Source organism: Acidovorax sp., assembly GCF_016783915.1.
Classification (GTDB): Bacteria; Pseudomonadota; Gammaproteobacteria; order Burkholderiales; family Burkholderiaceae_C; genus Acidovorax.
In genome coordinates, this window is the sequence record NZ_JADHVT010000024.1 from 25,300 (window position 1) to 43,556 (window position 18,257).

20 protein-coding genes are annotated in these 18,257 nt (G+C 60.0%); 16 read left to right on the plus strand and 4 right to left on the minus strand.

Annotated elements, in window-relative coordinates; translation table 11 throughout:
• The first annotated feature begins 6 nt into the window (after positions 1-6).
• The 9 genes from ISS20_RS07355 (at position 7) to fliR (ending at position 6,374) form a co-directional block, all read left to right on the plus strand.
• Complete coding sequence (locus ISS20_RS07355; protein ID WP_291435181.1) at positions 7-456, plus strand: flagellar export protein FliJ; 450 nt, start codon at positions 7-9, stop codon at positions 454-456.
• A gap of 908 nt (positions 457-1,364) precedes the next feature.
• Positions 1,365-1,790, plus strand: coding sequence for a flagellar hook-length control protein FliK (locus ISS20_RS07360; RefSeq protein WP_291435183.1), 426 nt, complete (start codon positions 1,365-1,367; stop codon positions 1,788-1,790).
• Between the two features lie 195 nt (positions 1,791-1,985).
• Positions 1,986-2,582: a flagellar basal body-associated FliL family protein gene (locus ISS20_RS07365; protein WP_291435185.1), complete on the plus strand. Its 597-nt coding sequence runs from the start codon at positions 1,986-1,988 to the stop codon at positions 2,580-2,582.
• A 22-nt stretch (positions 2,583-2,604) separates the two neighbouring features.
• Positions 2,605-3,609 (plus strand): flagellar motor switch protein FliM, encoded by a 1,005-nt coding sequence (fliM, locus tag ISS20_RS07370; RefSeq protein WP_291435187.1) that lies wholly within the window; start codon positions 2,605-2,607, stop codon positions 3,607-3,609.
• Complete coding sequence (gene fliN, locus ISS20_RS07375; RefSeq protein ID WP_291435189.1) at positions 3,599-4,039, plus strand: flagellar motor switch protein FliN; 441 nt, start codon at positions 3,599-3,601, stop codon at positions 4,037-4,039. Before fliM ends, fliN begins: the two co-directional genes overlap by 11 nt.
• Positions 4,040-4,046: 7 nt before the next feature.
• Positions 4,047-4,412 (plus strand): flagellar biosynthetic protein FliO, encoded by a 366-nt coding sequence (locus ISS20_RS07380; protein WP_291435191.1) that lies wholly within the window; start codon positions 4,047-4,049, stop codon positions 4,410-4,412.
• 34 nt (positions 4,413-4,446) lie between these two features.
• Positions 4,447-5,196: a flagellar type III secretion system pore protein FliP gene (gene fliP, locus ISS20_RS07385; protein WP_291435218.1), complete on the plus strand. Its 750-nt coding sequence runs from the start codon at positions 4,447-4,449 to the stop codon at positions 5,194-5,196.
• Positions 5,197-5,207: 11 nt separating this feature from the next.
• Positions 5,208-5,477 carry a flagellar biosynthesis protein FliQ gene (gene fliQ / locus ISS20_RS07390; RefSeq protein ID WP_015015801.1) on the plus strand — a complete coding sequence of 90 codons (270 nt, stop codon included), beginning with the start codon at positions 5,208-5,210 and terminating at the stop codon, positions 5,475-5,477.
• 126 nt (positions 5,478-5,603) lie between these two features.
• Positions 5,604-6,374: a flagellar biosynthetic protein FliR gene (gene fliR / locus ISS20_RS07395; RefSeq protein WP_291435196.1), complete on the plus strand. Its 771-nt coding sequence runs from the start codon at positions 5,604-5,606 to the stop codon at positions 6,372-6,374.
• Positions 6,375-6,383: 9 nt separating this feature from the next.
• Here fliR and ISS20_RS07400 read toward each other — a convergent pair whose 3' ends face one another.
• Positions 6,384-7,013, minus strand: a complete 630-nt coding sequence (locus ISS20_RS07400; protein ID WP_291435197.1) for a response regulator transcription factor — start codon at positions 7,011-7,013, stop codon at positions 6,384-6,386.
• Complete coding sequence (locus tag ISS20_RS07405; protein ID WP_291435220.1) at positions 7,010-8,119, minus strand: ATP-binding protein; 1,110 nt, start codon at positions 8,117-8,119, stop codon at positions 7,010-7,012. Before ISS20_RS07405 ends, ISS20_RS07400 begins: the two co-directional genes overlap by 4 nt.
• 188 nt (positions 8,120-8,307) lie before the next feature.
• Here ISS20_RS07405 and ISS20_RS07410 point away from each other — a divergent pair, with 188 nt between their 5' ends.
• The 7 genes from ISS20_RS07410 to ISS20_RS07440 all read left to right on the plus strand — a co-directional run bounded on the left by ISS20_RS07410 (position 8,308) and on the right by ISS20_RS07440 (position 14,797).
• A complete protein-coding gene (locus ISS20_RS07410; protein WP_056065760.1) occupies positions 8,308-8,754 on the plus strand; it encodes a hypothetical protein in 447 nt (148 codons plus the stop codon).
• Positions 8,755-8,803: 49 nt separating this feature from the next.
• Entirely contained in the window at positions 8,804-9,166 is a 363-nt protein-coding gene (locus ISS20_RS07415) for a response regulator (RefSeq protein WP_015015796.1), read from the plus strand.
• Between the two features lie 40 nt (positions 9,167-9,206).
• Positions 9,207-11,348 (plus strand): chemotaxis protein CheW, encoded by a 2,142-nt coding sequence (locus tag ISS20_RS07420; protein ID WP_291435201.1) that lies wholly within the window; start codon positions 9,207-9,209, stop codon positions 11,346-11,348.
• Between the two features lie 54 nt (positions 11,349-11,402).
• Complete coding sequence (locus ISS20_RS07425) at positions 11,403-11,891, plus strand: chemotaxis protein CheW (protein ID WP_291435203.1); 489 nt, start codon at positions 11,403-11,405, stop codon at positions 11,889-11,891.
• 104 nt (positions 11,892-11,995) lie between these two features.
• Positions 11,996-12,901: a CheR family methyltransferase gene (locus ISS20_RS07430; RefSeq protein ID WP_291435205.1), complete on the plus strand. Its 906-nt coding sequence runs from the start codon at positions 11,996-11,998 to the stop codon at positions 12,899-12,901.
• A 30-nt stretch (positions 12,902-12,931) separates the two neighbouring features.
• Positions 12,932-13,681 (plus strand): chemoreceptor glutamine deamidase CheD, encoded by a 750-nt coding sequence (cheD, locus tag ISS20_RS07435; RefSeq protein ID WP_291435207.1) that lies wholly within the window; start codon positions 12,932-12,934, stop codon positions 13,679-13,681.
• A 15-nt stretch (positions 13,682-13,696) separates the two neighbouring features.
• Positions 13,697-14,797 carry a chemotaxis response regulator protein-glutamate methylesterase gene (locus ISS20_RS07440; RefSeq protein ID WP_291435209.1) on the plus strand — a complete coding sequence of 367 codons (1,101 nt, stop codon included), beginning with the start codon at positions 13,697-13,699 and terminating at the stop codon, positions 14,795-14,797.
• An 80-nt stretch (positions 14,798-14,877) separates the two neighbouring features.
• On the opposite strand, the gene ISS20_RS07445 is transcribed toward ISS20_RS07440, so the two are convergent.
• Positions 14,878-16,779, minus strand: coding sequence for an ATP-binding cassette domain-containing protein (locus tag ISS20_RS07445; RefSeq protein WP_291435212.1), 1,902 nt, complete (start codon positions 16,777-16,779; stop codon positions 14,878-14,880).
• Positions 16,780-16,906: 127 nt separating this feature from the next.
• Positions 16,907-18,004: a bifunctional diaminohydroxyphosphoribosylaminopyrimidine deaminase/5-amino-6-(5-phosphoribosylamino)uracil reductase RibD gene (gene ribD / locus ISS20_RS07450; RefSeq protein ID WP_291435214.1), complete on the minus strand. Its 1,098-nt coding sequence runs from the start codon at positions 18,002-18,004 to the stop codon at positions 16,907-16,909.
• Positions 18,005-18,257 lie beyond the last annotated feature (253 nt).

The window sequence follows — 18,257 nt, forward strand, 5'->3', positions numbered from 1 at the left end:
GTCGTCATGTCCAACCTCAACGCCCTCTCTGTCGCAGTCGAAGTGGCCTCCCGCAAGCGGGATGACGCCCGCAAGGTGCTGCAGGACACCCTGGCTGCCGAGCAGGCGGCGCGCGCGCAGCTCGGTCAGCTGGAAGACTACGCCCGTGAAACCGAGTCCCGTTGGGGAGTGAAGGCCAACACAGCCATGCAGCCCGAAGTGATGTACCACCACTACCAGTTCATGGACAGGCTGGGTCATGCAGCCAGCATCCAGACCGGTGTGGTGGGAGACCAGTCTGCGCGGGTGCAGGCTGCCCAGCGCGCTTTGCTGGATGCAGAGCTGCGTTTGGCGAGTTTGCGCAAGGTGGTAGACAAGCGGCGCAACGACCTGGCCCGGCAGCAACAGCGCAGGGACCAGAAACAGACCGATGAACGCGCCGCGCTGCAGTATCGCAACGCGGGCCAGGAGAATTGAACATGGAACCCACCAAAGTAGCTTCCTCCCAGGGCACCCAGCCAGCCCACACGACGCGCAGCAAGGCAGCGTCCCAGCCTGCTGCCGTAGACGCTAGCGATCCTGCGGCTGGAGGAGGGTTTTTGGCGCTGCTGGCGGCGTTGGGGGGCGGGGCTGAGGAGGAGGGCGTATTGAGCTCCGTAGGAACAGATGTTCTCGCCGCGGACAGCTTTCCTGACGTCGGGTCCACGGCTGTAGATGTCTCGGCGGTGGCAGCATGGCAAGGGTTGTTGGGCATGGTGCCCGCCGATGGCGCTCCTCCAGCCGCCGCCGGCACGGACGGAGGTGCACGCCTGACCGCCGCCTTCGGTGCGGGGGGAGTGCCGTCGCCAGCAGGTTTGGGGGTCGAGTGGACGCCATTTGGCCGTCCCCAAGGCTTGGTAGCAGAGACGGCGATGTTGGACTCTGCTGCAGACCTGAAGGACGCGCAGCCTTTGAGCGCGACGTCAACGGCTGGTCGCACCTTCTCTCGGTTGCAGAGCGTTGCGGCGCCCCGTCCTGGGCTTTCAGGCTCGGGAGATGCCGGCGTGGGTCAAGGCGCGCTGGGTGGGTTGAAACCACACTTATCGGGACACGTATCGACGGCCGCTACGCTCTCACAGGCGGTGTCCGAGCGCGCTGCCCAGGCCTCATTGACGGGGGCACAACCTTCCGAACGCGCGGGTGGGCCATCCTCAATATCTGCTGGTGTCGAAGGTGTCACGCCTGTTGCTGATGGTTTGTTGGTCGCTGCTGCTTCGGCGCACGCGCCGGAGTTCTCCGCTGGTGGGCGTTCTAACGGTGAGAACTCAGGAAATGGGGGCTCATGGTCTGAGAGCGCATCGGGCGCATCGCCAGTAGAGGCAGGCAATTTCGCCGATGCAGCGGTGTTGGCGGATCCTAACGCTTTGGGCGCAGAGGAGCAGGTGGCTGAGCAGGTGGCCTACTGGGTGAACCAGAAGACTCAGAACGCGGAATTGACGCTGCAGCGCGATGGTCAGCCGGTGGAAGTGTCGGTGTCTCTGTCGGGCAATGAAGCGCATGTGTCGTTTCGCAGTGACCAGCAGCAGACGCGGGAGCTGCTGGACCAGAGCATGGCGCAGTTGAGCGATTTGTTGCGCAGCGAGGGCTTGGTGTTGTCAGGCATGTCGGTGGGTACATCGGCGCGCGACAGCGCGGGTGGTGGCGAGGAAAGGCAGCAGCGTCCCCAGAGTGGTGCGCGCCAGGCGCGGGTGGTATCTGCTGCCCCCGCAGGCAGTGCGTTGCTGGCGCGCGGTGGTGGGGCCACGGACCGCGCTGTGGATGTCTTCGTCTGATTGTGCGAGGGTGATGTGGACGGTCCTCAGTTCTGTTCACATCCAGCAGTGCAGGCGAGCGCGGTGAATGCCATGGTTTTGGGCTTTTATTCTGGCTATTATTGGTTGCACCCCCGACCCATAATGGGCTATCCGGTTGTGCTCGCACTTTGATAGCGCCAGTGCCGCCTGTCCCCTACCGCAAGGAATTCCATCGTGTCAGCCAATACTCCCGCAGCAGCCGCGCCCGCCAAAAGCAAGAAGATGCTGTTGATCATCATCGGCGTGGTGGTGGCGGTGTTGGTGATCGGAGGTGGTGCGGCAGCGTGGTTCATCTCCAGTCGGTCGCATGCCGCTGAGGACGAAGAGGGTGGCGGTGCACCTGCTGCACACAAGGAGGCTCCGAAAGTCGCCCCCACATTCCTGCCCATGGAAAACATGGTGGTCAATCTGGCCGATCCGGGTGGTGACCGCTTTGCGCAGATTGGCATTACGTTGGAGCTGGAAGACGCTAAGACGGCAGAACAGGTCAAGCAGTACCTGCCGTCGATTCGCAGTGGCATCCTGATGCTGGTGTCGCAACGCACGTCCACTGAGCTGCTGCAGCGCGAGGGCAAGGAAAAGCTGGCCACTGATGTCTTGCGCGAGGTCTCGCGACCTCTGGGCTACTCGGTGCCCTCAGAGCGTGAGCGCGCAAAGGCTGCGGCTGCCGCTGAGCAGGACGGAGATGCAGAGGAACGCCCCGCCGCGCGCAAGCGCACAGAGCGCAATCCGGTGCGCAAGGTGCTCTTTTCGAGCTTCATCATCCAATGAGCCAGCCGGGTAAGGACCAGCCATGAGCGATTCATTTCTTTCGCAGGAAGAGGTTGATGCCCTTCTGGAAGGGGTCACTGGCGAGAGCCAGAAGTCCGTCGAGGAAGTGGCCGAGGCGGGGTCGGTACGCAATTACGACATTTCCAGCCAGGAGCGCATTGTCCGTGGCCGCATGCCGACGATGGAAATCGTCAACGAGCGGTTTGCGCGCAACTTCCGTATCGGGCTATTCAATTTCATCCGCCGCAGCCCCGAAATTTCGGTGGGTACTGTGTCGGTGCAACGCTACAGCGCTTTTCTGCGAGAGCTGGCGGTGCCTACGAATTTCAACATCGTGGCGATTCGTCCGTTGCGGGGCAGCGGACTAATTGTTTGCGAGCCGTCGCTGGTCTTCGGCATCATTGACACCTTGTATGGCGGAGTCGGCAAGTTCCAGACCCGCATTGAGGGTCGTGATTTTTCGCCCACCGAGCAGCGCGTCATCAACCGGCTTGTGGATGTGATTTGCGCGGAGTACAAGAAGGCGTGGCAAGGGATCTATCCGCTGGAACTGGAATACCAGCGCTCGGAAATGCAACCCCAGTTTGCCAATATAGCTACACCCAGCGAGATCGTGGTGTCCACCGCCTTCCAGCTGGAAATTGGCGACCTTTCAGGCGCCATCCACGTCTGCATGCCCTATGCAACGCTGGAGCCGATCCGCGATGTTTTGTATTCGTCCACGCAGGGCGACTCCATTGAGGTGGACCGCCGCTGGGTGAACGTGCTCAAGCGCGAAATCCAGTCCGCAGAAGTCACGCTGGTGGCGGAGCTGGCGAAGGCCGATGCCACCGTGGAGCAACTGCTGGCCATGAAACCGGGTGACTTCATCGAACTGGACCGTGAGCCCCGCATTCGTGCATCGATCGGAGGGGTTCCAATTTTTGAATGCCAGTATGGAACCCACAATTCCAAGTACGCCATCCGCATTGAAGAGTGCCTGCGCACTTCGGACATGAGCTGGCTGGGAGAGAAGAATGGCAACTGAAGAAGACAACAAGGACGCAGGCGCGGACGACCCGTTTGCGGGTTGGGCCGAGGCGCTCGAAGAGCAGAAGCGGACGGACGACAAGCCGGCGGACGCAGAGCAGGGGGGGCCGCTTTCCGGCGAGCCTGTGCGCTCATTTTCCGGCGCTGCGGGTGGCGATACCGTCAACGACATCAACATGGTGCTGGATATTCCAGTGCAGCTGTCGGTGGAGTTGGGGCGCACCAAGGTGCCCATTAAGTACATTCTTCAGCTAGCGCAAGGCTCGGTGGTAGAGCTTGATGCACTGGCTGGCGAGCCCATGGACGTGCTGGTCAATGGATACCTCATCGCCCAAGGCGAAGTGGTGGTGGTCAATGACAAGTTCGGTATCCGCCTGACCGATGTGGTCACGCCGTCGGAACGTTTGCGCCGGGTGAGTCGTGGATAGTGGGAGCATGACGCAGACACTGCTCGTCGTGGTGCTTTTTGTTGGCGCCATGGCGTTGCTTCCGTGGGCTGTGCGGCGCTTGCAGCAGCGTCAGTCCGCGGGGGCGCTGGCGGTCGGGGCAGCGTCACGTGTGGTGTCGGCAGTGGCCGTCGGACCTCAGCAGCGGGTAGTAACGGTGGAAGTCGGACCTGAGAATGCACGTACTTGGTTGGTGCTGGGTGTCACCGCGCAACAGGTCAGCTGCCTGCACGTGCTGCCAGTGGTGGTCAAAGGGGCTGGTGATTCGGTGAATGCTCCACTTGCACCAGGGCCATCGTTTGCCCAGGAGATGCGAACTGCGGCCGCTGATTCTGGAAAGTCCGCGCATGTCTGAACGTGCCCCCCTACTTGCAAGGCGTGGCGTGCGGATGGCGGGGCGTGCGTGGCCGTGGGCCGTTGCCGTGGCGGCCGTATTGGCGCAGAGCTCTGCTTGGGCCCAAAGCGCAGGCGCGCTGCCTCTGGTAGTGGGCAGTGGGCCATCTGGCGCAAGCTACTCGGTGCCAATTCAGACCTTGCTGTTCTTCACGGCGCTGTCGTTTTTGCCCGCAGTTCTGCTGATGATGACGGGCTTTACCCGCATCGTGATCGTTTTGTCCTTGCTGCGTCAGGCCTTGGGGACACAGTCGGCCCCGCCCAACCAGGTCATCATCGGTCTGTCGTTGTTCTTGACCTTTTTTGTCATGGGTCCGACGCTGGATCGTGTGTACCAGGACGCTTACGTTCCCTACACCAACAACACGATCAGCTTCGAACAGGCGCTGGACAGGGCGGAGGCGCCCATGCGCAGCTTCATGCTCAAGCAGACGCGGCAATCTGACTTTGCGCTTTTTTCAAGATTGGCACGTCTTGACCCCAAAGTGACGGCCGAAACGGCACCCATCCGTGTGCTGGTGCCTGCCTTTGTGACCAGCGAGCTCAAGTCGGCGTTCCAGATCGGGTTCATGATCTTCATCCCGTTTCTCGTTATCGATATGGTGGTGTCCAGCATCCTGATGTCGCTGGGCATGATGATGTTGTCGCCGGTGTTGGTGGCATTGCCGTTCAAGCTCATGCTGTTTGTGCTGGCAGATGGCTGGAATCTGCTGATCGGATCATTGGCCGCCAGCTTTGTCACCTGAAGGATTCCCCCATGACTTCACAAATGGTGCTGACCATTGGACGTGATGCCCTCACCTTGCTGCTGATGATTTCCATGCCTGTGCTGGGGGTGGTCATGGCGGTGGGGTTGTTGGTCAGTATTTTTCAGGCTGTCACGCAGATCCATGAAGCAACGCTGGCTTTTGTGCCCAAGCTGATTGCCGCCATGGTGGTGTTTGCGATTGCGGGGCCTTGGATGCTCAGTACCCTGGTGGACTTCATCCGCAGGACGATCGAATCGATCCCCTCGATGATTGGGTAGTGCCATGCCAATATGGGCATCTGGCTGCCTGACGACAATGTTGGGCCGCTTGCGCCAGCGACCCTCACATGGGGCACTTGTTCTGTTTCCGTCGAGGCGCCCCAGCTATGTCACCGGAGGGGGAGCGTGATTACTTTCTCCGAGGCACAGATCATGGCGTGGCTGTCTCCCATCCTGTGGCCTTTTTTGCGCGTGCTGGCCTTGTTCTCCGTGGCTCCGGTGTTCTCCATGCGCGTTGTGCCCATGCGCGTCAAGATCGGCCTCGCGTTCTTGGTGGCTTTGTGTGCGCAAGGTGTGCTGGGCGAGCAGCCTGTCATCAGCGTGAACGGCCGTGAGGCCCTGGGCACGGTGGCGCAGCAAGTGGCTGTAGGGCTGGCGATTGGCTTTTCGGTTCGCCTTGTGTTCACTGCTGTCGAGCTGGCTGGTGAAATCATTGGGCTGCAGATGGGGCTCAACTTTGCTTCATTTTTTGATCCCACCTCCAACGGGCAGATCAGCGCTGTGGCCCGTTTCTTTGGCCATATGTCCATGCTGCTCTTCATTGTCATCAATGGCCATTTGTTGATATTGATGGCCGTGATCAAGAGTTTTGACCGCTTTCCTGTCGATGGCAATTTTCTGCAGGCGTTGGGGCAAATGCGGTTGTATGAGCTGGGTGCTTCTCTCTTTTCCAGCGCGCTCTGGATTGCCATGCCCATGATTGCGCTGCTGCTCTTTGTCAACTTGACCATGGGCATCATCTCGCGCGTGGCACCGCAAATGAATATCTATGCGGTGGGTTTCCCGGTCACGCTCACGGTGGGGATGTTAGGTATAGCAGCCACATTGCCGATGCTGGAACAGCCAGTGCTGGCGTTGATGCAGCAAGCCGTGGATCTGTTCTCTGTCGGCAGGTAGGACCACTGGCTACACCAGCTGGTTGCGGATCGCATAAACGGTCAGTTCGGCGTTGTTCGAAAGCTTCAGTTTTTCAAGAACCCGTGAGCGGTACACACTCACAGTTTTGGGGCTCAGCATCAATTCATCGGCAATGTCCGATAGACGTCGGCCCGAGGCAATCTTGACCAGGGTTTGCAGTTCGCGTTCGGAAAGCGCTGCATGGGGCACCTCCGGCGTGGGCTGGGCCAAGCTGTCCGCCAGCATCTGGGCCACTTCGGCGGTAAGGTACTTGCGCCCCTGCATCACCGTGCGTACTGCCGCAATCAGCTCAACCGGGTCGCCAGCCTTGTTAGCGTAGCCTTGGGCTCCCGCCTTGAGGCAGCGCAGTGCATATTGATCCTCGGGGTACATCGAAACCACCAGCACCTTGATGGTCGAGTGGGTCTCGCGCAGGCTGGCGAGTACTTCCAGGCCGCTGCGTCCAGGCATGTTCAGGTCCAGCAGCAGCACATCACAGGCGGCCGTGCGCAGAACATCGCGCAGCTCAGAATACCCGCCCGCTTCGCCGGTCACCTGAATGTCCGGGGCTTCGGCGAGTGTGTCGCGAATGCCGCGCCGCAATACGGCATGGTCGTCGCACAAGACGACATGGATCACTGGGCATCTCCTGGAGCGGATGTGGAAGGAGATGGTAGCGGGACGGACAGGATGACCGATGTGCCCTGACCTGGGCGACTGCTGATGTCCAGCCATCCCCCTACTGTTCGTGCTCGCTCTTGAAGGCCTTTGAGGCCAAAGGCCTTGGGTTTGTCGCGAACTGTCGCATTCATGCCACGGCCATTGTCAGCGACCTCCAGGGTCAATACCCCTTCTTTGTCAGACAGTTCAATGTCTACCTTGCTGGGCTGTGCATGCTTGGAGATATTGGTCAATGCTTCCTGGGCGGTTCGGTACGCCACCAGTTGAATGTCGGTGGGTGTATCCATGGTTTCGCTACTGCTCTGCAGCCTCGTGGGGATACCGGTCCTGCGCTCAAAGCCCGTAGCCAGCCACTGGACAGCCGCCACCAGCCCTTGTTCCAGGATGGGTGGGCGTAGGTTCATCATGATGCGCTGGCTGGCGCCAATCGCATGTTGCAGCATGTCCACCGCCGATGTGGCGTGTTCCTGCATGGCCGGATCGGTACTGTGTCGCCCGATCCAGGCTACATCAAAGCGCACTGCGGTCAGGGCGCCACCAATGTCGTCGTGGATCTCGCGGGCGATGGCGGCACGCTCTTGCTCAATGGAGGTCTGCAGGTGCTCGGCCAATTCGGCCAAGCGACGCTGTGATGTAGCTAACTCGGCAATGGCCTGCTCGCGCGCGTTGCGTGCCTCGTGGACCTCCAGAGTCCGTGCTATCACATGGGGCAGGCGCTGGATGTCGTCTTTAAGCAGATAGTCCGCCACCCCGAGCCGCATGGCGTCTACTGCTGCAGGTTCGCCGATGGCGCCCGAAAGCAGCACAAAGGGTGGGTGATGCGGTTTTTGCGCCACATGGGCCCACGCATCCAATGCGGTAAAGCCGGGCAGGCGGTAATCTGCAAGGATGATGTCAAAGCTGCCGCTGTCCGTCAGTCTTTGAAATTCTGAAAGGGTATCCACCCGCTGGAGGTGGCAATGGAGCCCGGATCGACGCAAGGCGCGTGCTGCCAGTTCGTGATCGGCCGGTGAATCTTCAAGATGCAGGATTTCAAGGGTCTGGTCTGATGTTGCAGGGCCCATAGGAGCGCTATCATAGGATACAAATTGGAACAAACAAGGGTGTTTGTCCGGTTGGGATGGTTTGTGCGTCAGCGTCCAATGGGCGCGGATGCTCCGGTTTGCTCGGGGGCCTTGGCAGGTTACTGATGCATGTATCGTAGTCCTGTGTATTTGCGTGTTTTGCTGCTACGTGCTGCGATGGAGAAACGATGCAATCTACGCTAACAACGCCTGGAGGACCTGCTGTCCAGGTTCCCGTCATGGTGGCGGCAGAGCTGCAGGACTCCTTGCTGGTCGTGATGCACGACTTGCACCGCTTGGAAGGCTTGCTGAACCACGCCACCGACAATCTGCTGGAGCGGTTTGGCGAGGCGAACGCCATGTTGACAGATGCCGTGGTGGCGGACTCGCCAGAGCTGGTGGCTGCGCGTACGGCGCTGCGCAGCGCTGTGACTGAGCTGCAGTTCCAGGACATGGCCTCCCAATTGATATGGCATACCACCAAGGTGCTGCAGGGCTGTGCCTTCCGACTGGCTTCGGAAGCCATGGGGCATGAAGAAGGTGAAGATGCGGCGCCCTTTGCGGAGATGGCGCCCGACAGGCCGAACCCTGTCACCCAAAGCGAGATGGATGCAGGTTCTGTGGACCTGTTTTGACGTTCACATCACTGGTTACCTTATATATTCAAGTCAGTTGGAGCCATACATGCAATCGATCCTTGCCGTTGATGATTCACCTTCCATGCGCAAAATGGTGTCGTTCACTCTCACCGGTGCCGGCTACCACGTCGTGGAGGCAGTGGACGGGCAAGATGCCCTCGAAAAAGCCGAGACACACAACATTGACCTGGTGCTGGCAGACCAGAACATGCCGCGCCTGGACGGCATTGGCCTGACTCGCAAACTGCGCGAGCACCCTAAGTTCAAAACGATCCCTATCCTCATCCTCACGACTGAGTCGAGCGATCAGATGAAGCAGGCCGGACGCACTGCAGGTGCCACAGGGTGGTTGGTAAAGCCTTTTGATCCGAATCGCCTGATCGAAGTCATCCAGAAAGTGATCCGCTGAGCCGGGTTGACTGAGACCATTTAGTACACAGGAGCCCACCATGGCGGAAACCTACCAAGAAGGATCGGGTGCAGGCGCTGACTTCGATCTCAGCCAGTTCTATCAGATCTTTTTCGAGGAAGCGGGTGAGAACCTCGACCAGATGGAGCAGATGCTCCTGAATCTGGACCTGAGCAGTGCCAACGACGAAGAGCTTAACGGCATCTTCCGTTGCGCTCACTCGATCAAGGGAGGCTCTGCCACCTTCGGATTTTCTGATGTGGCCGAGCTGACCCATCAGATGGAGTCTCTGCTCGACCGCCTGCGTCGCCACGAGCTGCAACCAATCCCTCAGATGGTGGACGTTCTGCTGGAGTCTGCTGATGCTTCTCGTAGCCTGCTGGCGCGCCATCAGGCTGGTGGCCAGGGCGAGGCGGTCTCCACCACCTCCTTGGTTCGGCGCATCAGTGACTTGGCGGCAGGCTTGGTGCCCAGCGATGCTGCACCTGTGGTCGCTGCACCGCCTCCTCCAGCCCCCGCGCCGGTGGCGGCGGCTCCAGCTCCGGCGCCCAAGCCTTCTCCAGCTGTGTCAGGCCAGGCGCGGCAGTTGGAAATCCAGATTGGTCCTCTGGACCGCCCCGAGCAAGCCGATGCGATCAAGGAGTTGTTCCGTGATATTCCCGGGCTGGGGGCGATCCGCGATGTGCAGGGCAGCCAAGCCAATACGCGCGTCTTTGCAGTGGAAACGACCTCCACCAACGACGATTTGCTGGACCTGTTTGCCTTCCATGTTTCCAAGGAGCAGGTGCTGATTCGTGATGCAGCTGCTTCGAGCGACGCAGCTGCCGCAGGTACCGATGATGAGGCTGTGGTTGCCGTGGATGCTGCGGGGGGCGAAGCGCCTTACGGATTCTTCAACGGTGCACCTGGCGCGCCACATGGCGAGGCAGCGGCAACTGCGCACGCGCCTGTACCGCAAGCTCCTAAAGCTGCGCCCAAGGCTGCTGCCGAGCCCAAGGTGGCGATTCAGGCTCAGATGGAGTCGACGACCATCCGTGTTGACGTGAAAAAGGTCGATCAACTGATCAATCTGGTGGGTGAATTGGTGATCACCCAGGCCATGTTGGCGCAGAACAGCCGTGGGCTTGATGCCGGTGCATACCAGCAGTTGCTGGCCGGGCTGGCGGACCTGGATCGCAACACACGCGACCTGCAAGAGTCCGTGATGTCGATCCGCATGATTCCGATGTCCATCGTTTTCAGCCGCTTCCCGCGCATGCTGCGAGACCTGGCGAACAAGCTGGGCAAGAAGGTGGAGCTGGTGACTTTGGGTGAGGCCACCGAACTGGATAAGGGACTGGTCGAAAAGATCACCGACCCGCTGACCCACCTGGTGCGCAATAGCTGCGACCACGGCATTGAAATGCCTGCTGACCGGCTTGCCAAGGGCAAATCCGAACACGGCACCATCACGCTGTCGGCGTCGCACCAAGGCGGCTCGATCGTAATCGAGGTGCGCGATGATGGCCGTGGTCTGTCGCGCGAGAAAATCCTCAGCAAGGCCCAAGAGCGGGGCATTGAGGTGTCGGAGCAGATGAGTGATGCTGACGTCTGGCAGCTGATTTTTGCCCCTGGCTTCTCCACTGCGGACGAGGTGACCGATGTGTCTGGCCGCGGTGTCGGCATGGATGTGGTCAAGCGCAATATCGCAGCGCTCAATGGCTCGGTAGAGATCGATTCTGCAGAAGGCTACGGCATGAAGGTGTCCGTGCGGCTGCCACTGACGCTCGCCATCATGGACGGCATGTCGGTGGGCGTGGGCGAGGAAGTTTATATCCTTCCCCTGTCTTCGGTGGTGGAATCGTTCCAGGTCAATGCGGATGATGTCAGCACCGTGGCGCAAGGCTCTCAGCTGGTCAAGGTGCGTGACGAATACATGCCAGTCATCGCGCTGGAGAAGATCTTCCAGGTTCCGCGCTTCGACCTGAACAAATCCAGCAACATCATGGTGGTGGTAGAGGCTGACGGCAGCCGCGTGGCACTGCTAGTGGATGAATTGCTCGGCCAGCATCAGGTGGTCGTAAAGAACCTGGAATCGAACTACCGCAAGGTGCCCAACGTGTCGGGCGCCACCATTTTGGGTGACGGCACCGTGGCCTTGATTTTGGACACGGGTGGCTTGGTGCGCCGGGCGCGCCACTAGATACAGGTGCGGGCGCTCCGGAAGCGCTGCGCCGTCATGAAAGGAGAATGCACTATGAGTGTGATCGGTAAAACTGCAGACGTTGCACCCACAGGGGCGCGTGAATATCTAACGTTCCGCCTCGACCAGGAAGAGTACGGCATTGACATCCTGAAAGTGCAGGAAATCCGGGGTTACGAGCCGCCTACACGCATTGCAAACGCACCGGACTTCATCAAGGGCGTGGTCAATTTGCGCGGCACGATTGTTCCCATCGTGGACATGCGCATCAAGTTCAACTGCGCGCAGGCGGACTACAACAGTTTCACGGTTGTCATCATCCTCAACCTGCGCAACCGTGTGGTGGGCATCGTGGTGGACTCCGTGAGCGATGTGATGGAGCTGACACCAGAAAGCATCCGGTCGGCGCCCGATATCGAGAGTGCCATCGATACCAGCTGCATTTTGGGCCTAGGGTCTGTGGGCGAACGCATGTTGATCTTGCTTGATATTGAAAAGCTCATGTCCAGCGTAGACATGGGCCTGGTGACCGCCAACGAATAAGGCGCAGCAGTCAGCAGCCAGTGGTGGCGCAGGCACATGTCAGGCTGTGAGTATTGCTTGCAGACCTTTTGGAGCGAACAGGACTTCCCCCTCGGACGATCAATATGGCCCAAACCACCAGTGCTTCGGCGTCAGTCCGGTCAGGCCCAGCCAGGGTAGATTCTGCTTACGTCGCAGCGGCAGCTCCTTCCGGCCCTTTGGCCCAAGGGCGTGAATTTGTCTGGACCAATGCAGACTTTGCCCGGGTTCAGTCCCTGATCTATCAGCGCGCTGGCATCAGCTTGCATGATGGCAAGCACGCCATGGTCTACAGCCGCCTATCGCGACGACTGCGCGACACTGGCCACACCAGCTTTCACGATTATCTGAGCTGGCTAGAGACCCACGATGGGCCGGAGTGGCAGGAGTTTGTGAACGCACTGACCACCAACCTCACGGCTTTTTTCCGTGAGCAGCATCATTTTGAAATTTTTGCGTCGCACCTGCGGTCCAAGCCATCGGTCAACTGGAGGGTTTGGTGCAACGCGGCGTCCACAGGCGAAGAGCCCTATTCCATCGTGATCACCGCGCTGGAGGCGCTGGGCGCCAATGCTTCTTTCAAGTTGACCGCCAGCGACATCGATTCGCGCGTGCTCGCCACAGCCGCGCAGGGCGTGTACCGGCTCGACAGTGTCAAGGGCTTGAGTCCTGAGCGCTTGCAGAAGTTCTTTCTCAAAGGCAAAGGTGGGAACGCGGGCATGGTCCGTGCCAAGCCTGAATTACGGCGCGCCATCGACTTTATGAGTGTGAATCTCATCCGCGACGATTGGCCGTTCAAGGAGCCTTTCGACGTGGTTTTCTGCCGAAATGTAATGATTTACTTTGATGCACCTACGCAGCGGCGCGTGCTCGAAAGAATCCACCGCGTGCTCAAGCCGGGTGGCATGTTGTTTGTGGGGCACGCCGAGAACTTCAGCGAGTCCAAAGACCTGTTCACCCTGCGTGGCAAGACGGTGTACGAGCGCCGCTGACCTGTCCATGTTGTCCTGCACATTGCACCCATGACCAACATTCAAACAGGTTCATCCCCTTCCAATGCTGCTGCTGTGCCCGGCAGTTCCGAAAGGCGCCGCGCTCCGCGTATTGCGCCGCTGAGCGCCGACATCTACACGCCAGGCAACGGTCCCGCACGGGAGTCGTCGCTGCAGGAGCTCAAGGCCCGCAGCCGCAAGCCAGGAGAGGCGTCGTTTTTTTACCTCGATCACCACTTCCAGCACAACGCGGTGAAGGTGCTGCCTGGCGAGTATTTTGTGGCGGATGAGAACATGGTCATCATGACCGTGCTCGGCTCGTGCATCGCCGCCTGCCTATGGGACAGCCGCGCGCGTGTCGGTGGCATGAATCATTTCATGCTGCCGGACGGCGATCTGGCGGACGCATCGGGGCGGTATGGCTCCTACGCGATGGAGCTGTTGATCAACGAAATGCTCAAGCTAGGCGCACGCCGTGAAACCATGCAGGCCAAGATTTTTGGTGGTGCTCAGGTCATGCACAACTTCACCACCATGAACGTGGGTGAGCGCAACACGAATTTTGTGTTGAACTACTTGCACACCGAGCGTATTCCGATCGTCTCCGAGGACGTGCTGGACATCTACCCGCGCAAGGTGGTTTTCTTTCCTGTGACGGGCAAGGCGATGGTAAAGCGGCTGGCACATGCTCATCCTGAAGCCCTGGTGGCCCAGGAGGTCCGTGGCAACGCAGCCACGGTGGCCAAGACCACATCGGGTGGTTCTGTGGATCTGTTTTGATAAAGGTTTGAGTTAATGAGCAGGAAAATCCGGGTGATCGTGGTGGACGATTCGGCGCTTGTCCGTAGTCTGCTATCCGAGATCATCAACCGCCAGCGCGACATGGAGTGCATTGGCACGGCCAACGACCCTCTGGTGGCGCGCGAGATGATTCGCGAACTGGATCCGGATGTCATCACCCTGGATGTCGAGATGCCGCGCATGGATGGCATTGATTTTCTGGGGCGCCTCATGCGTCTTCGGCCCACGCCGGTGGTGATGATCTCCACGCTGACCGAACGTGGAGCTGAAGTCACGATGAAGGCCCTGGAGTTGGGGGCGGTGGACTTTGTGGCCAAACCGCGCGTAGGGCTGGCCAGCGGGCTCAATGACCTGGCTACGCAGATTGTGGACAAGATCCGTGTTGCAGCCGTCGCGCAGGTGCGCCGCGCGCCAGCGCGCGACGCAGTAGCCAGCGGAGCGGGTGGCTCGGCCGCGCCCCATGCTGTGCCTGCAGCCGGTCTGCTTGGCCGTCTGTCCACGGAGAAACTCATCTGCATTGGTGCGTCGACGGGGGGCACAGAAGCCATCAAGGAGGTGCTGGTCCAGATGCCTGCGGACTCGCCGGCGATCGTGATCACCCAGCACATGCCCCCAGGGTTCACTACCAGTTTTGCTGCCCGCTTGAATGGGCTTTGCCAGATCACGGTCAAGGAGGCGGTGAATGGCGAGCGCATTTTGCCCGGCCACGCCTACATAGCGCCGGGCGGCACTCAGTTCCATGTAGCCCGCAGTGGAGCCAACTACGTGGCGGTGGTGGACGATGGTCCGCCAGTCAATCGTCACAAGCCCTCGGTCGAGGTGCTCTTCAAGTCTGCAGCGGCGGTTGTGGGACGCAATGCGTTCGGCATCATGCTCACAGGTATGGGCAACGACGGTGCAGTGGCCATGCGTGAGATGAAAGACGCGGGCAGCTACAACTACGTTCAGGATGAAGCGACTTGTATTGTGTTTGGCATGCCGCGGGAGGCCATCGCCCATGGCGCTGCCGATGAGGTGCTGCCGCTGGGGCAGATTGCCCCAGCGTTGATTGCTCGTTTGCGCGGAGCGACGGACCGCCTTCACCATCGCATTTGAGGGCTATCTCCGCATCCGGGGCGGGGCTGACTGTGCAATAGCCTTCCCTAGAAGTCCACGCTCGTGAGTGCGCTTGGCACCTATTCGGAAAGCGCCGTCCAACGTTCCAATGCCGTCATTAGCTCTTCATCGATGGCGGCGGCTCGGCTTGTCATGGCGGCTGCGCGGGTTGGGTCAGTGCCAAAGAGTGACCCGTCGGCCAGTGCATCCTGAAGGGTTTTCTGCTCAGACTCCAGTGCACTGATGAGGCTCGGCAGCTGATCCAGTTCACGCTGCTCCTTGTAGCTAAGTTTCTTTTTTGATAGCTGCGCAGGCTTATTGGATGTGCGCTCCGGCGTGTTTTGATCTGAAGTTTCTGGTGCAGGTGGTTTGGAGGACGTTGCTGCGGCAGCTTGCAGCGACCGACTGCGTTTGGATTGGAGCAGCCAGTCTTGCACGCCGCCTTCGTACTCGCGCCATAGGCCGTTGCCTTCAAAAGCGAGGGTGCTGGTCACCACGTTGTCGAGGAAGGTGCGGTCATGGCTGACCAGGAACACCGTGCCTTCGTAGTTTTCCAGCAATTCTTCCAGCAGGTCCAAGGTGTCGATGTCCAGGTCGTTGGTGGGTTCATCCAGCACCAGCACATTGGCCGGTCGGGCGAACAGCCGGGCGAGCAGCAGACGGTTGCGTTCGCCACCGGACAGTGATCGCACAGGCGAGTGCGCGCGCGCGGGGGAGAACAGAAAGTCGCTCAGATAGCTCTTGACGTGTTTGCGCTGATTGCCGATCTCGATCCATTCGCTGCCGGGGCTGATGAAGTCTTCCAGCGTGGCGTCGAGGTTGACGGCATGGCGCATCTGGTCAAAGTAGGCCACCTGCAGGTTCGCTCCCTGCCGGATGGTGCCTTTGTCGGCCTCTAGTTCTCCCAGGATCATCTTGAGCAGCGTGGTTTTGCCTGCGCCGTTCGGTCCGATCAGACCCACCTTGTCCCCGCGCAGTATTGTCCCGGAGAAGTTGTGCACGATGGTTTTGTCGCCGAAGGATTTACTCACCCCTTGCAGTTCCGCCACGATCTTGCCCTGGTAACCGTTGGAGCCTCCGGTGGCGACATCCATGCGCACACTGCCAACGACTTCGCGGCGAGCCTCCCGGCGGGCACGTAACTGTTCCAGACGGCTGATGCGGCTCTGGCTCCGGGTGCGGCGCGCTTCTACACCACGCCGTATCCACACTTCTTCTTGGGCTAGCAGCTTGTCGGCCTTGGCGGCAATTACTGCCTCTTGTGCCAACTGCTCCTCTTTCTGTATCTGATACTGGGCAAAGTTGCCCGGGTAGGAGCGCAACTGTCCTCGGTCTAGCTCCACGATGCGGGTGGCCACGCGGTCCAGGAAAGACCGATCATGGGTAATGGTTATGACGCTGCCCGGAAAGTCCAGCAGCAGGTCTTCGAGCCACTCGATGGAGTCCAGATCCAGGTGGTTGGTGGGTTCGTCCAGCAGCAGCACATCAGGGCGCGCTACCAGCGCTTGTGCCAGCGCCACGCGTTTTTTTGTACCCCCCGATAGTGTTCCGACCACGGCTTCGGGGTCCAGGTGCAATCTCTGCAGGGTTTCTTCTACGCGCTGCTCCCAGTTCCAAGCATCGTAGGCCTCGATTTCCGATTGCAGGGCATCCAGATCCAGCCCCTCCGCTCCCGAGAGGTACTGATCGCGGACGGCGATCACGCGTTGCAGGCCTTCGGACGCCGCCTTGAAAATGGTGGCGTTGGGGTCTAACGTCGGCTCCTGGGCGACGAAGGCAATGCGCACCCCTTGCTGAACTTGCAGGGAGCCGTCGTCTGGCTTGGCAAGTCCTCCCAAGATTTTGAGAAGGGACGATTTCCCCGCTCCATTGCGACCGATCAGGCCAACCCGCTCTGCGGTCTCCAGGGAAAAGCCGGCGTGATCCAGCAATGCAACATGCCCAAATGCGAGTTGGGCGTCCAGTAAGGTGATAAGTGCCATAGGGCGGGATTATCCGTGTCGCGCTCTAGCGGGCTTTTGCGCCAGCTATGCGATGGCGTCGCAGCTGAGGTTGCGGCATGCGCTTTGATGGCCGGAAAATCCCGCGACTGGGGCCACTGCGATTTCATCAGAACCTGTCTCGCCCCTGCAAGCGCGCAAGGATGCGCAGGTCTTCCCCGATCCGGTCTACCGAATGGAAGCTGAGAGTATGTGCTTCACAAAGTGTCGCCAAGGGAGCGATTTGGGCCAATCCCATGCCCTCGCCAATCAGCTTGGGGGCGAGATAGACCAGTAGTTCATCGACTAGTCCTTCGCGTAGCAGCGAACCATTGAGCTTGTATCCCGCTTCCACGTGCAGTTCATTGATCCCCCTGTGTCCAAGGTCTCGCACCATCGCAGGCAAATCCACCTTGCCAGCGCTGTTGGGCATGGTGATCACGGTGGCGCCCAGGGCTTCCAGCGCGCGGCGTTTCTCCTCATGTGCCACAGCTGAATATATATAGACCGTGCGGTTTGCGGCGAAAATCAAAGCGTCCAAAGGTACCGCCAGTGCACTGTCTACCAAAACAAGGGTAGGCTGTCGGTCGGTGGGTACGCCTCGCACATCCAGTCGCGGGTTATCCGCAAGCACGGTCCCGATCCCAGTCAATAACGCGCAGGCTCTTGCGCGCCAGGCATGTCCGTCGGCTCGCGCATCGGGCCCTGTGATCCATTGGCTTGCTCCGTTGGGCAATGCGGTCACACCGTCGAGTGAGGCGGCTGCTTTCATACGCACCCAGGGCGTTTTTCGAATCATGCGGCTGAAAAACCCCAGGTTCAGCTCCCTGGATGCTTCCGCTCCTTGCCCCACCTCTACGGCTACCCCCGCCGCACGCAGGCGCGCAAACCCATTGCCCGCCACTGCGGGGTTGGGGTCGGCAAGCGATGCGACGACCTTGGCGATACCAGCCTTAATGAGGGCATCGCAGCAAGGACCTGTACGCCCGTGGTGTGAGCAAGGTTCTAGAGTGACGTAGGCGGTAGCACCTTGAGGAGAATTGCCCCTCTGCTCTGCGTCGCGCAGAGCCATCACCTCCGCATGTGGTCCCCCTGCGCGCTGGGTAGACCCCTGGCCAATGATGGTGCCGTCGTTGTTGACGAGCACGCAACCCACCCGGGGGTTGGGGGAGGTGCGATACAGAGCCTCATGGGCGAGATCCAGTGCCGTCTTGGTGAAATCCGTCATGGTTTGTGTTGATGAAAGAGCGAAGGGGGCGAGTTGTCGTTGCGGCAGCTTACGCGACGGTGAATATGGGGCTGACTGCGAAACGCCGCCGGCGCCAGAGAGACGCGTGGCCCCCTGTTCCTTGATGCTTTGGAGGCGGCTGTTGCTGGATTGGGTGGTTGAGCGGTGGTGAGGATAAAGTCTGGGGTTTTCCCTGTGGTCGCTTCAAACCGTGCTATAGTCGAGGGCTTCGCTACTGAGACCTTGCTGCGAA